This is a genomic window from Georgenia daeguensis, from assembly GCF_039537705.1.
In the GTDB taxonomy this organism is placed as follows: domain Bacteria; phylum Actinomycetota; class Actinomycetes; order Actinomycetales; family Actinomycetaceae; genus Georgenia; species Georgenia daeguensis.
In genome coordinates this window covers 338,323-351,275 of sequence record NZ_BAABBA010000002.1, presented here as the reverse complement: position 1 = coordinate 351,275, position 12,953 = coordinate 338,323, and the positions used below count along the sequence as shown (strand labels likewise).

Genomic DNA, 12,953 nt, shown 5'->3' with positions numbered 1-12,953 from the left:
ACGATGGCGGCATGACCTCCACAGACGACGACGTCCTCCACGTCCATCCCGACCGTCTCCTTCCCGCGGACCCGGGCCTGCGCCCGATCGCCCGGGAGCTCTACGACGCGGTCAAGGACCTGCCGATCATCTCCCCGCACGGGCACGTGCCGCCGCAGTGGCTGGCCGACGACGTGCCCTTCGCGGACCCGACGTCGCTCCTCATCACGCCGGACCACTACATCAACCGGCTCCTGCACGCCAGCGGCGTCTCCCTGGCGGACCTCGGCGTGGGGCAGGAGAACTTCTCGGCCGAGCAGTCCCGCGCCGCCTTCCGCACCCTGTGCGAGAACTGGAAGATCTACCGCGGCACCCCGATGAAGTTCTGGTTCGAGTCCGAGCTGGCGGACGTCTTCGGCATCGAGCTGGCGCCGTCGGCGGCCACCGCCGACCGGATCTACGACCGGATCGCCGAGGCCATCGCCACGCCGGAGTTCCGGCCGCGCGCGCTGTACAAGACGTTCAACATCGAGTTCATCGCCACGACCGACGACCCGGCCGACGACCTGCGCCACCACCAGAAGCTGGCCGCGGACCCCACCTGGGACGGCAAGGTGGCTCCGACGTTCCGCCCGGACAAGTACCTCGAGCCCGCCACCCCGGCCTGGAACGGGCTGATCGACACGCTGGGCGAGGTCTCCGGCGTCGACACCGGCACGTACGCCGGCTGGGTCGCGGCCATGGAGAACCGGCGCGCCTTCTTCAAGGACAACGGCGCCGTGTCCTCGGACCACTCGCACAAGGACGCCCGCGCCGAGAAGCTCGACGACGCCGAGGCGGAGCGCCTGTACGCCAGGGCCCGCGTCGGGCAGATCACGCCGGAGGAGGGCGACGCGCTGCGCCGCGACTTCGTCTTCCAGCAGGCCCGCATGGCCTCCGAGGACGGGCTCGTGATGACGCTGCACCCCGCCGTGGTGCGCAACCACCACACCCCGACGCAGGAGACGTTCGGTGCCGACGTCGGCGCCGACATCCCGATGTCCGTGGAGTTCGCCCGCGCCCTCCAGCCGATGCTCTCGGCCTTCGGGACGGCCCCGAACTTCCAGCTCGTGCTGTTCACCATCGACGAGACCGTCTACTCCCGGGAGGTCGCCCCGCTCGCCGGCTTCTACCCGTCGGTGTACGTCGGCGCCCCGTGGTGGTTCATCGATGAGGCGGAGGCGATCAGGCGCTACCGCCGCGCCGTCACCGGCTCCGCCGGGTTCACCCGAACCTCCGGGTTCATCGACGACACCCGTGCGTTCCTGTCCATCCCGGCGCGCCACGACATGAACCGGCGGCTCGACTCGGGCTTCCTCGCCGAGCTCGTCGCGGACCACCGCCTGACCATGGACGAGGCGCTCGACACCGCCCACGACCTCGTCGTCACCCAGCCCCGGAAGGCCTTCAAGCTATGACCACCACGACCGTCCCCCGCCTCTCCCGCGAGCTGCACGGGCGCCCCGTGGCGCCGGTCCGCATCGTGCACCTGGGCCTGGGGAACTTCACCCGCGCGCACCAGGCCTGGTACACCGAGCACGCCCCCGACGCGGGGGAGTGGGGCATCGCCGCGTTCACCGGCCGCCGGCCCGACGCGGCCGAGGCGCTCGCGCCGCAGGACGGGCTGTACACGCTCATCACCCGCCAGGCCGACGGCGACACCTTCGAGGTCATCAGCTCCCTCTCCGCGGTGCACCCCGCGTCGGACACCGAGGCGTTCCTCGGCTACCTCCGCAGCCCGCAGACGGCCATCATCACCTCCACCGTCACCGAGGCCGGCTACATGCGAGGCGCCGACGGGCACCTCGCCGTCGGGGACCCCGCGGTCGCCGGCGACATCGAGGCGCTTCGCGCCGACGCCGAGGCGGCCGCCCGCACCACTCCCGGCAAGCTCGTCGGGGGGTTCCTCGCCCGCCGCGCGGCCGGCGCCGGCGCCATCACGGTCCTGCCGTGCGACAACCTCCCGGACAACGGCCCGACCTTCCGTGCCGTCGTCGAGGAGCTCGCCGAGCGCGTCGACCCCACCCTGCTGGACTGGATGCGGCAGAACGTCTCCTGGGCCACGTCGATGGTCGACCGGATCACCCCGGCCACCACGGAGGGCGAGCGGGCCGCCGTCGCCGAGTCCCAGGGCTACGACGACGCCTCGCCCGTGCCCACCGAGCCGTTCAGCGAGTGGGTCATCGCCGGCGACTTCCCCGCCGGCCGGCCGGCGTGGGAGAAGGCCGGCGCGGGGATCGTCGACGATGTCTACCCCTTCGAGCAGCGCAAGCTGTGGATGCTCAACGGCTCCCACTCGCTGATGGCCTACGCCGCCACGATCGTGGGGCACGAGACCGTCGCCGACGCGATCGCCGACCCCACGGTGCGCGGCTGGGTCGAGGACTGGTGGGACGTCGCGGGGAAGCACCTGCAGGTCGACGCCGAGGACGTGGCGCGCTACCGAGCGGCCCTTCTCGACCGCTACAACAACCCCCGGGTGCGGCACCTGCTGGCGCAGATCGCCGCCGACGGCTCGCAGAAGATCCCGGTGCGCATCCTCCCCGCCCTGCGCCTGGAGCGCGCCGCCGGGCGCCTGCCGGACGGGCCCGTTCGCGCCCTGGCCGCCTGGGTCCTGCACCTGCAGGGCCATGGCGCGCCCGTGAAGGACGCCCGCGAGTCCGACGTCGTCGCCGCCGCCCAGGGCACGGTCGCCGAGGCGACCAACGCTCTGCTGGGCCTGCTCGCCTCGGACATGGTGCCGGACGAGGACCTCGTGGCGGCCGTCGTCGCGAAGGCGGAGGAGATCCTGGCCCAGGTGGGCACCGCCAAGGGCTGACCCGGTCCCGACTGACCCGTCGGGCGGGCCGCGAGGCCGGGGTGCGCCGCTGCTGCGCGCACCCCGGCCTTTTCGCGCGTCCGCAGCTGGCGGGACGGCGCCGTTACCGCGCCGTGACGTCAGGATGCAAGGTTTGGCAACTCGTTGCCGCGTCGTTGCGGTATGTGACTGAATCAGCACGCAAATCCCCCCGTGCCCACGGCGGACTTCCCCCGACCCGGACCTCACCGACCGCGCAGAGGCGGACCGAGGACCGACGCGGTGAGCGATCACCGCACGCATGACCGACCGCTCATCGATGAGCAGATAGGAACGACACGATGCGTAAGAAGACTCTCTCCCTGGTGACGCTCACCGGCGTGACCGCGCTCGCCCTCGCCGCCTGCGGCGGCGGCGACGCGACCGAGGACGCCACGGCTGGCGGCGGCGGTGCGGCCGAGGGCGGCGCCACCATGCGCCTTGCCCTGAACCAGACCGAGGAGCACCCCTCCTACATCGCCCTGGACAACTTCGGTGAGCGCCTCTCCGAGGCCACCGACGGCCGCTGGGACGTCGACGTCTTCCCGAACGAGACCCTCGGCGCCCAGCAGGAGGCCCTGCAGCTCGTGTCCGACGGCAGCGTCGACATGGCGATCGTCTCCGGCACCCAGCTCGAGAACCTCAACGAGGACTTCCTCGTCTTCAACCTCCCCAAGGTCTTCGACGACGTCGAGCACCAGATGAGCGTCATCCACGACCCGGAGGTCACCGGCGACCTGTACACATCGCTCGAGGAGTCCAACAAGCTCACCGTGCTCGGCGGCTTCACGCAGGGCGCCCGCAGCATCTACACGACCTACGGCCCCGTCGAGACCCCGGCGGACCTGGCCGGCAAGAAGCTCCGCGTGCAGGAGTCCGACCTCCACATCGCCATGGCCGAGGCCATGGGCGCCTCCGCCACCCCGATGGCGTTCGGTGAGCTCTACACCGGTCTGCAGTCCGGCGTCGTCGACGCGGCGGAGAACAACGAGGTCTCGTACTGGACCCAGAAGCACTACGAGGTCGCCCCGAACTGGTCCTACACCAACCACCTGGTCGGCCTGGACTACCTGATCATCAACTCCGACCTGCTCGCCGGCATGTCCGAGGACGACCGCGCCATCTTCGACGAGGAGTGGAAGGCCACGTACGAGGAGCACACCGAGCTGTGGGCGACGGCGACGGAGGAGGCCATCACCAGCGCGAAGGACGGTGGCGCGACCTTCACCGAGGTCGACGAGGAGGCCTTCACGGCCGTCCTCGAGCCCCTCGCGGCCGAGTTCATTAAGACCGACACCCAGCAGGCGCTCTACGACGCGGCGCGCGCTGCGGCCAAGTGACCACGGGCGGCGGGGAGGCGCACCACGCAGCGGTGCGGCGCGCCTCCCCGTCGCTTCTCGCTGCCACTGCGAACGCAGGAGCGCGGCAGATGACAGCAGGTAGCAGCTCACGCTGCGCCGGACAGCGGAGGAACACATGAGTAGCAAGAGCGCGGTAGAACCCGGGGACGGCGAGGCCGTCGACCCCGGGCAGGGGGTGGCCGCCAGGCGGCGACCCACCGGGGGGCCGATCGTCGCGGGCCTCGAGGCAGTCAGGAAGTTGATCGACCGGATTCTCATCGTCGTCTGCGTCGTCATCTTCGCCGTGCTGGTGTTCGTGGTCTCGTGGCAGGTCTTCTCCCGGCAGGTCCTGAGCTCGCCGGCGTCCTGGACGGAGGAGTCGGCCCGTTACCTGTTCGTCGTCCTGGCCCTGCTCGGCGCGGCGCTGGTGTTCTCCGAGCGGGGGCACATCGCCGTCGAGGTCCTCGTCGCCAGGTTCAGCGAGCCGCTCCAGCGGGTCGTCGCCGTCTTCGTCGAGGCGATGATCATCTTCTTCGCCGTGTACGTCATGATCTTCGGCGGCTACGAAGTCGCGCTCAACGCGTGGAACCAGAACATCTCGACGATGCCCGTGACAGTCGGCCAGATCTACCTGGTCCTGCCGATCGCGGGCGCGTTGATCACCCTGTTCTCCGTCTCACACATCGTGGGCATGTTCGCCGGCACGGAAGAGCCGCTGCCGGACGTCGACGAGAACAACCAAGGAATCTGAGGCCGCCATGGAACCCGTGATTCTCGCAACCATCATCCTGCTCGGCGGCATGGTCCTCGGCATCGCGCTCAGCGTCCCGGTGGCGATCTCGATGGGGCTGCCGTCCGCCCTGGCCATCGTCGTCCTGCTCGGCTGGGACGGCGCAGCCCTCACCTCGGCCCAGCGCCTCTTCACCGGCAGCAACTCCTTCGCGCTCCTGGCGATCCCGTTCTTCATCCTCGCCGGCGGTCTGATGAACAACGGCGGGATCGCCACCCGACTGATCGATCTGGCCCTGGTCGTCGCCGGCCGCCTGCCGGCGTCGCTGGCCCAGACCACGGTCGTGGCCAACGCGATGTTCGGCGCCGTCTCCGGCGCCTCGGTCGCCTCTGCCGCCGCCGTCGGCTCCGTGCTCTCGCCGACGATGCGCAAGGCCGGCTACGACCCGCACTTCTCGTCCGCGGTCAACGCCGTCGCCTCGCCCGCGGGCATGCTGATCCCGCCGAGCAACACGTTCATCGTCTACTCGCTGGTGTCGAGCACCTCGATCGCCGCCCTGTTCATGGCGGGCGTCGGCCCGGGTCTGCTCTGGGCGCTGGTCTGCGTCGTCATGGTCGCGATCTACGCGCGCAAGCACCCGGAGCTGAAGGCCGCCACGCGCCCGACCGCCAAGCAGGCGGGGATCGTGTTCCTGCGTGCGATCCCGTCGCTGCTGATGATCGTGATCGTCATCGGCGGCATCCTCGCCGGCTACTTCACGGCGACGGAGTCCGCCGTCATCGCGGTGCTCTACTCGCTCGTCCTTGGGCTCCTCCAGCGGACCCTGCCGGTGCGTGAACTGCCCTCGATCGTCCTCGAGGCGGCCAAGACCACGGCGATCGTGATGCTGCTCATCGGGGTCTCAAGCATCCTCGCCTGGGTCCTGTCCTTCGCCCGGCTGCCGGAGCTCGTCGCGGACTCGCTCCTCGGCCTGACCGACAACAAGTTCCTCATCGTGGTCATCATCATGATCATCCTGCTGCTGGCGGGCACGGTGATGGACCCGACGCCGGCCATCCTGATCTTCACGCCGATCTTCCTGCCGGTTGTCACGGAGCTCGGGATCAGCCCGATCCACTTCGGCGCGATGATGGTCTTCAACATGTGCCTCGGAAACATCTCGCCGCCCGTGGGAAACAACCTCTTCGTGGCCGCGAGAGTGGCGAAGGTCCGGATCGAGCCCATGATCAACAAGGTCATGCCGTTCTTCTGGGCGCTCACCGCCGCGCTCTTCATCGTCGCGTTCGTCCCGCAGCTGTCCATGTGGCTGCCGACCGTGACAGGGCTCGTCAACCCGTAGGCGACCCGCAGAACAGCACCGGCGCCGGGCCGGCGGACGCTCCAGCAGCGTTCGCCGGCCCGGCGTTCGCCGTGGTGGGTGCCCTCCGGTCCTAGGATGACGAAAACGCATGGGGGAGGGGCGACGTGACGCGGGAGACCACGCACGGACCGGGTACGCGCGCGGCGGCCGAGGCATGGGAGTCGCTGTTCCGTGCCCAGTCCAACCTCATGCGCAGGTTCGAGTCGAACGGCGACTTCGCGCCGCTGCGGGCGCGGGAGTACGACGTGCTCTTCACCCTCAGCCGGGCCGACGGCAGCCGGCTGCGGCTCCGTGAGCTCAACGACGCGGTCTTCATCAGCCAGCCAAGCCTGAGCCGGATGGTGGAGCGCCTCGAGGCGCGTGGTCTCGTCGCGCGGGAGCCCGCGCCCGACGACGCCCGCGGGACCGTCGTCGTCCTCACCGAGGAGGGGCGGGCGATGCAGCGGCAGATCGGACGGCGGCACGTCCGCAGCATCGAGCGCCACGTCGGCGGGGCGCTCACGCCCGACGAGCTCGCCACGCTCACCGACCTGACGGCCAGACTGCGCCAGTACCGACCCTGACAGCCGCAGATCGACGAGCGGAGCCGGTCCGCCCGAGCTGGACGGTGCGCGCCACCGGCCCGGCTCGGGGACGGACGGCGTGACGGTGCCCGGCCACCCGCCGGGCACCGTCAGGCAGCGACGGCTCAGGCGCTCTTGCGAGCCTTCGTGCCGCTCGTGGCGGCGCCGGTGCTGCGCGCGTCCTCCGCGCTGGCGCGGAGCATCCAGGCCTGCTTCTCGAGCTTGGTCGCCACCCCGATGAGGAGGTCGGCGCTCAGGTGGTCCTTCTCCTCGAGGTCGTCCAGGTGGCCCTTGATGCGCTCGGAGGCGGCCATCAGGCGCTCCTCGAACAGGCGGACCACCTCGTCGGCAGGGAGCGGGCCGGCCTCGAGCTCGTCGAGGCCCGAGCTCTTCGCCACGGTGGCCGCCCGGGCGTCCGGGGTGCCGCCGACCGTGGCGAGCCGCTCGGCCACCTCGTCGGCCGCGAGGCGGGCCTCGGCGATGATCTCGTCCAGGTGCAGGTGCACCGAGCGGAAGTGGCGTCCGTGGATGTTCCAGTGGGCCTGCTTGCCCTGCAGCGAGAGGTCGACGAGGTCGACGAGAGCCTCCTGGAGGCTGGTCTCCTGGATCTTGAGCGGCTTGGGCGCCATGGTCGCGCTCCTTCCCGGCCTGCTCGGCCGACTGGTTTCGGGTGTTGCCGTCACCCTAGGGAGGCCCGCCCGCCCCCGCCCGTCGAGGGCGGGCACCCGGCCTGCGATAGCCTGTACCGCATGACGGCCGTGGTGCTCCTTACCCAGCCGCGCTGACACCAGCGGGTGCCCGCTCCGCCGGGCGCCGCACCAGCGCGGCTCACCTCCCTGCACGGGAGGTTTTCTTGTGTCAGGAGCCACCGCCACACCCGGGACGAGGAACGAACCATGAGCAAGCACGACGACGCCGCCACAGCGGCGGTCGAGGAGAAGACGTACGAGGCGCAGGACGCGACCGGCCACCGGTACACCGCCGAGCTCGCGAACGAGATCGAGCGGGCCTGGCAGGACCGCTGGGCCGAGCGCGGCACGTTCCACGCCGCGAACCCCTCGGGCGACCTGGCGGGCGAGAACGTCCCGGCCGAGAAGTTCTACCTCCTCGACATGTTCCCCTACCCCTCGGGCAAGGGCCTGCACGTCGGGCACCCGCTCGGCTACATCGCCACCGACGTCGTCGGCCGCTACCACCGCATGAAGGGCCGCAACGTCCTGCACGCCCTGGGCTACGACGCCTTCGGCCTGCCGGCCGAGCAGTACGCCGTCCAGACCGGCCAGCACCCTCGGGTCACCACCGAGGAGAACATCGCCAACATGCGGGTCCAGCTGCGCCGGCTGGGCCTCGCCCACGACGACCGCCGCACGTTCGCCACCACGGACCCCGAGTTCGTGCGGTGGACCCAGTGGATCTTCCTGCAGATCTTCAACTCCTTCTACGACGCCGACGCCCCGCGCCCCGACGGCGGCACCGGCCGGGCCCGCCCGATCGCAGAGCTGGAGGCCGAGCTGGCGGCCGGCACACGGCCCACCCCGGACGGGCGGCCGTGGGCGGACCTGTCCGCCGACGAGCGGCGCCGCGTCGTCGACGACCAGCGCCTGGCCTACATCTCCGAGGCGCCGGTGAACTGGTGCCCCGGCCTGGGCACCGTCCTGGCCAACGAGGAGGTCACCGCGGAGGGCCGCTCGGAGCGGGGCAACTACCCGGTGTTCAAGCGGAACCTGCGCCAGTGGATGCTGCGCATCACCGCCTACGCCGACCGGCTGGTCGACGACCTCGACACGATCGACTGGCCCGAGAAGGTGCGCTCGATGCAGCGCAACTGGATCGGCCGCTCGACCGGCGCGCACGTGGACTTCCGCGTCCCGGGCGTGGAGGAGCCACTCACCGTCTTCACCACCCGGCCCGACACGCTGTTCGGTGCGACGTTCATGGTGGTCTCCCCGGAGCACCCGCTGCTGGCGGACGGTGCGATCCCCGCGGCCTGGCCCGCAGGCACCAGGGACGCCTGGACCGGCGGCGCGGACACCCCGGCCGAGGCGGTGCGCGGGTACCAGCACGCCGCCGCCGCCAAGACCGACGCCGAGCGGCAGGACGCCGAGCGCACCAAGACCGGCGTCTTCACCGGCATCTACGCCACCAACCCGGTCAACGGCGCCCAGGTCCCGCTGTTCGTCGCCGACTACGTCCTGATGGGCTACGGCACCGGCGCGATCATGGCCGTCCCCGGCGGCGACGAGCGCGACTTCGAGTTCGCCCAGGCCTACGACCTGCCGGTGATCCACACCGTCCTGCCGCCCGAGGGGCACGAGGGCGCCTGGACCGGCGACGGCACGGTGGTGAACTCCGCGAGCGAGGAGCTCACCCTCGACGGCCTGGACGTGACGGACGCGAAGGCCGCGATGATCTCCTGGCTCGAGGCGAAGGGGGTCGGCCGCGGCGCCACCACGTACCGCCTGCGCGACTGGCTGTTCTCCCGCCAGCGCTACTGGGGCGAGCCGTTCCCGGTCGTCTACGACGCGGAGGGCCGCGTCCACGCCCTGCCCGAGTCCATGCTGCCGGTCGAGCTGCCCGAGGTCCCGGACTACTCCCCGCGCACCTTCGACCCCGACGACGCCACGTCCAGCCCCGAGCCGCCCCTGGGCCGCGTGCCAGAGTGGGTCGAGGTCGAGCTGGACCTCGGCGAGGGGCGCCGGACCTACTACCGCGACACCAACACCATGCCCAACTGGGCGGGGTCCTCGTGGTACGAGCTGCGCTACCTGGACCCGCGCAACAGCGAGGCCCTCGTCGACCCCGAGGTCGAGCGGTACTGGATGGGCCCGCGCCCGGCGACCACGGCGCCGGACGGCACCGCGGTGCCGGCGAACGTCTCCGGCGGGGCGGACCTGTACGTCGGCGGCGTCGAGCACGCCGTCCTGCACCTGCTCTACGCCCGGTTCTGGCACAAGGTGCTCCACGACCTGGGGCACATCTCCAGCTCCGAGCCCTTCCACAAGCTGTTCAACCAGGGCTACATCCAGGCCTACGCCTACGCCGACAACCGCGGCCAGTACGTCCCGGCCGAGGAGGTCGTGGAGGTCCCTGCCGCGGACGGCAGTGTTTCGTCGGAGCCCACCTACACGTGGAACGGCCAGGAGGTCTTCCGCGAGTACGGGAAGATGGGCAAGTCGCTGAAGAACATCGTCACCCCGGACGACATGTACGCCACCTACGGCGCCGACACGTTCCGGGTCTACGAGATGTCGATGGGGCCGCTGGCGGACTCCCGGCCCTGGGACACCCGGGCGGTCGTCGGCTCCCAGCGCTTCCTGCAGCGGCTGTGGCGCAACGTCGTCGACGAGCGCACGGGGGAGACCACGGTCGTGGACGACCCGGCCGACGAGGAGACGCGCCGCCTGGTGGCGCGCACCGCCCACGAGGTGGAGACCGAGATGTCGGCGATGCGGGTCAACACCGCCATCGCCCGCATGATCGTGCTGAACAACCACCTCACCTCGCTGGACCGCGTGCCGCGCGAGGCCGTCGAGCCCCTGGTGCTCATGCTGGCCCCGGTGGCCCCGCACATCGCCGAGGAGCTGTGGTCGCGCCTGGGCCACCCCGAGTCGCTGACCTACGAGCCGTTCCCGACGGCGGACCCGGCCCTGCTGGTGGAGGACACCGTCACGTGCGTGGTCCAGGTCGCGGGCAAGGTCCGCGACCGTCTCGAGGTGCCGGCGTCGATCGGCGAGGACGAGCTGCGCGAGCAGGCCCTCGCGTCCCCGGCGGTGCGACGCACCCTCGGCGACCGTGGCGTGCGCAAGGTGATCGTCCGCGCGCCGGGGCTGGTCAACATCGTCCCCGGCGCCTGACGCTCCGCCGCTCCGAGGCGCCACGCCCGGCCGGGCCGTCCGGCAGGTGAGCCGTTCGTGGACACCTCCGCGGACGGGGCGCCTCTTCCGTCACCCTGGACGCAGACGCAGCAGCCTCGACGATCAGGAGTGACGATGGAGATCACGACCGCCCGTGCGCGCATCGAGCGCGGCACCTTCGACGGGACAAGCACCTGGGTGCTCAACCACCCCGACGGCGCCCGTCTCGTGGTGGCGGAGACCGGGGCCACCGTGCTCTCGTGGCAGGCGCCGCGGGCCGACGGCGAGCTGGTCGAGCTGCTCGACGGCTACGCCTCCGCCGCCGAGCTCGCCGAGCAGGACGGCTACCGCAACGCCGTCCTGGTCCCGTGGTCGAACCGGCTGCGCGGCGGGCGGTACACGGTCGACGGCGTCGAGCACGCCGTCGCCACCGACGAGAACGGCGAGGCCCTCCACGGCCTGCTCACCGCCGCGCGCTTCGCCCGCGCGCAGGTCAGCGTGCGTGACTCGGACCTGGCGGTGCGGCTGGTGACCACCGTCGGCCCGGAGGACTACCCGGGCTACCCGTTCTCCCTCGACGTCGCCGTCTCCTACGCCCTGGGGATCGGGTCGGAGGGGGAGGCGCGGCTCGGCGTCGAGCTGACCGCGACCAACACGGGGCAGGCCCCGGCGCCCGTCGCCCTGGGCTGGCACCCGTACCTGCGCCTGCCCGGGCACACCACCATCGACGACCTGGAGATCGAGGTCCCCGCCCGCTCCCGCGTCCTGACCGACGACGCGAAGCTCCCGCTGGCAGGCGAGGCCGCGCTGGCCGGTGTCGCCTCTCCCGTGCGGCTGGCGCTGGCGGGCACCTCCCTCGACCAGGCGTTCACCGACCTCGTCCCCGACGACGACGGCGTGGTCGCCACCGTGCTCCGCTCGCCGCGCACGGGTGAGAGCCTCACTGTGGAGCAGGACCCGTTCGAGGCCCGGGTGGTGCACCTGTTCACCGGCGACACCCTGCACCGGGGCCCGCGTGCCTCGCTCGCCGTCGAGCCGTGCGGGTTCATGGCAGACGCGTTCAACCGCCCGGACGTCGCCGAGGCGCTGCTGCTCGCGCCCGGGGCGCAGCGTCAGCTCGTCAGCGACATCGTCTACCGCCGGAGCTGACCGCCTCGCGGGCGCGGCCGACGAGCGCTCCGGCCGGCCCCGGCCGGCACCGCCGCAGGCGCGGTGCGCGGCCCGCCGATCCGGACGGGCCTAGGGTGGACGGCATGGGGACGGGCGTCGCGGTGGTCACGGACTCGACGGCCAGCCTGCCACCGGAGGTCGCCGCTGAGCTCGGCATCACCGTGGTGCCCCTGCACGTCGTCGTCGACGGGCAGGACCGCCTCGACGACGCGCTGGGCTCCGCCGCCCTGGCCGCACAGCTGGCCCAGGGGGTGCGCGCCACCACCTCCCAGCCCTCGACGGCGGAGCTGGAGCGGACCTACCGGGCGGCGGCCGACGGCGGCGCGCGGGACGTCGTCGCGATCCACCTCTCGGCCGACCTCTCCGGGACGGTCGCCGGAGCGCGGCGGGCCGCCGCGTCGCTCGCGGGTGAGGGGGTCCGCGTGCACGTCGTCGACTCCCGCACCGTGGCGGCCGGGACCGGGCTCGCCGCGGTGGCCGCCGCCGAGGTTGCCCGTGACGGCGGGGGAGCGGCGCAGGTCGTGGCCGTCGCCCGGGAGACAGCGGCCAAGTCCACCGTGCTGTTCATGGTGGCCGACCTCGCCTTCCTCCAGCACGGCGGCCGGATGAGCCCCGGCGCGGCCCTCATGGGGACGGCGCTCGGCATCCGGCCGGTCCTGGGGGTCTCGGACGGGCGGATCGTCGTCGTCGAGACGGTCCGGGGCCGGGCCCGCGCCCGGCGGCGGGTGCTCGAGCGGGCCGTGCAGGCCGCCGGCGGCCCCGGGGCGCGCGTGCCTCACCCCCCGGCGCAACGGGTCCGCGTGGCGGTCCACCACTTCGGCGCCGCCGACGAGGCTATCGCCCTCGAGGAGGACCTCGCGGACGCCCTGGCCGGCACCGGTGCGCTCGTCGCCGGCGTGCTGCGCAGCGAGGTGACGGCCGTGGTCGGCGTCCACGCGGGGCCGGGGGTGCTCGGCGTCGTCGTCGCGCCGGCACTCTGAGCGATCACCCCCGGACTGCCGGGCGGGCGCTGAGCACGGCGTCCCGGCGCCAGGTCGGCGTCCCGAGGCCGACGGGTCACCGGAAGAAGGCCCGTCCCCCGC

The 12,953-nt window shown here is 72.1% G+C and carries 10 protein-coding genes; 9 read left to right on the top strand and 1 reads right to left on the bottom strand.

The features are described from left to right. Positions 1-11 precede the first annotated feature (11 nt). From uxaC to ABD774_RS03230, 6 genes are all read left to right on the top strand, one after another. Positions 12-1,436 carry a glucuronate isomerase gene (gene uxaC, locus ABD774_RS03255; RefSeq protein WP_345037582.1) on the top strand — a complete coding sequence of 475 codons (1,425 nt, stop codon included), beginning with the start codon at positions 12-14 and terminating at the stop codon, positions 1,434-1,436. Continuing rightward, the gene (locus ABD774_RS03250) at positions 1,433-2,836 is read left to right on the top strand and encodes a mannitol dehydrogenase family protein (protein WP_345037580.1); all 1,404 of its coding nucleotides are present in this window, start codon (positions 1,433-1,435) and stop codon (positions 2,834-2,836) included. The genes uxaC and ABD774_RS03250 overlap by 4 nt, the downstream gene beginning before the upstream one ends. Before the next feature lie 320 nt (positions 2,837-3,156). Continuing rightward, complete coding sequence (locus ABD774_RS03245; RefSeq protein ID WP_345037578.1) at positions 3,157-4,194, top strand: TRAP transporter substrate-binding protein; 1,038 nt, start codon at positions 3,157-3,159, stop codon at positions 4,192-4,194. Between the two features lie 136 nt (positions 4,195-4,330). Continuing rightward, the gene (locus tag ABD774_RS03240; protein ID WP_345037575.1) at positions 4,331-4,945 is read left to right on the top strand and encodes a TRAP transporter small permease; all 615 of its coding nucleotides are present in this window, start codon (positions 4,331-4,333) and stop codon (positions 4,943-4,945) included. A gap of 7 nt (positions 4,946-4,952) precedes the next feature. Beyond that, a complete protein-coding gene (locus ABD774_RS03235; protein WP_345037573.1) occupies positions 4,953-6,263 on the top strand; it encodes a TRAP transporter large permease in 1,311 nt (436 codons plus the stop codon). 125 nt (positions 6,264-6,388) lie between these two features. Further along, complete coding sequence (locus ABD774_RS03230; RefSeq protein ID WP_345037570.1) at positions 6,389-6,847, top strand: MarR family winged helix-turn-helix transcriptional regulator; 459 nt, start codon at positions 6,389-6,391, stop codon at positions 6,845-6,847. Between the two features lie 125 nt (positions 6,848-6,972). Here the strand turns inward: ABD774_RS03230 and ABD774_RS03225 are convergent, their stop codons facing one another. Then, positions 6,973-7,476, bottom strand: a complete 504-nt coding sequence (locus ABD774_RS03225) for a Dps family protein (RefSeq protein ID WP_345037568.1) — start codon at positions 7,474-7,476, stop codon at positions 6,973-6,975. Positions 7,477-7,743: 267 nt separating this feature from the next. On the opposite strand from ABD774_RS03225, the gene leuS reads away from it, so the two are divergent. The 3 genes from leuS (at position 7,744) to ABD774_RS03210 (ending at position 12,851) form a co-directional block, all read left to right on the top strand. Further along, the gene (gene leuS / locus ABD774_RS03220) at positions 7,744-10,701 is read left to right on the top strand and encodes a leucine--tRNA ligase (protein ID WP_345037566.1); all 2,958 of its coding nucleotides are present in this window, start codon (positions 7,744-7,746) and stop codon (positions 10,699-10,701) included. A 135-nt stretch (positions 10,702-10,836) separates the two neighbouring features. Then, positions 10,837-11,850, top strand: a complete 1,014-nt coding sequence (locus ABD774_RS03215) for an aldose 1-epimerase (protein ID WP_345037563.1) — start codon at positions 10,837-10,839, stop codon at positions 11,848-11,850. A 104-nt stretch (positions 11,851-11,954) separates the two neighbouring features. Continuing rightward, positions 11,955-12,851, top strand: a complete 897-nt coding sequence (locus ABD774_RS03210; RefSeq protein ID WP_345037561.1) for a DegV family protein — start codon at positions 11,955-11,957, stop codon at positions 12,849-12,851. Positions 12,852-12,953 lie beyond the last annotated feature (102 nt).

Coding starts and splice junctions, on each gene's coding strand:
- ABD774_RS03240 (WP_345037575.1), top strand. CDS start 4,331: ATGAGTAGCAAGAGCGCGGTAGAACCCGGGGACGGCGAGGCCGTCGAC.
- ABD774_RS03245 (WP_345037578.1), top strand. CDS start 3,157: ATGCGTAAGAAGACTCTCTCCCTGGTGACGCTCACCGGCGTGACCGCG.
- ABD774_RS03225 (WP_345037568.1), bottom strand. CDS start 7,476: ATGGCGCCCAAGCCGCTCAAGATCCAGGAGACCAGCCTCCAGGAGGCT.
- ABD774_RS03210 (WP_345037561.1), top strand. CDS start 11,955: ATGGGGACGGGCGTCGCGGTGGTCACGGACTCGACGGCCAGCCTGCCA.
- uxaC (WP_345037582.1), top strand. CDS start 12: ATGACCTCCACAGACGACGACGTCCTCCACGTCCATCCCGACCGTCTC.
- ABD774_RS03250 (WP_345037580.1), top strand. CDS start 1,433: ATGACCACCACGACCGTCCCCCGCCTCTCCCGCGAGCTGCACGGGCGC.
- leuS (WP_345037566.1), top strand. CDS start 7,744: ATGAGCAAGCACGACGACGCCGCCACAGCGGCGGTCGAGGAGAAGACG.
- ABD774_RS03215 (WP_345037563.1), top strand. CDS start 10,837: ATGGAGATCACGACCGCCCGTGCGCGCATCGAGCGCGGCACCTTCGAC.
- ABD774_RS03235 (WP_345037573.1), top strand. CDS start 4,953: ATGGAACCCGTGATTCTCGCAACCATCATCCTGCTCGGCGGCATGGTC.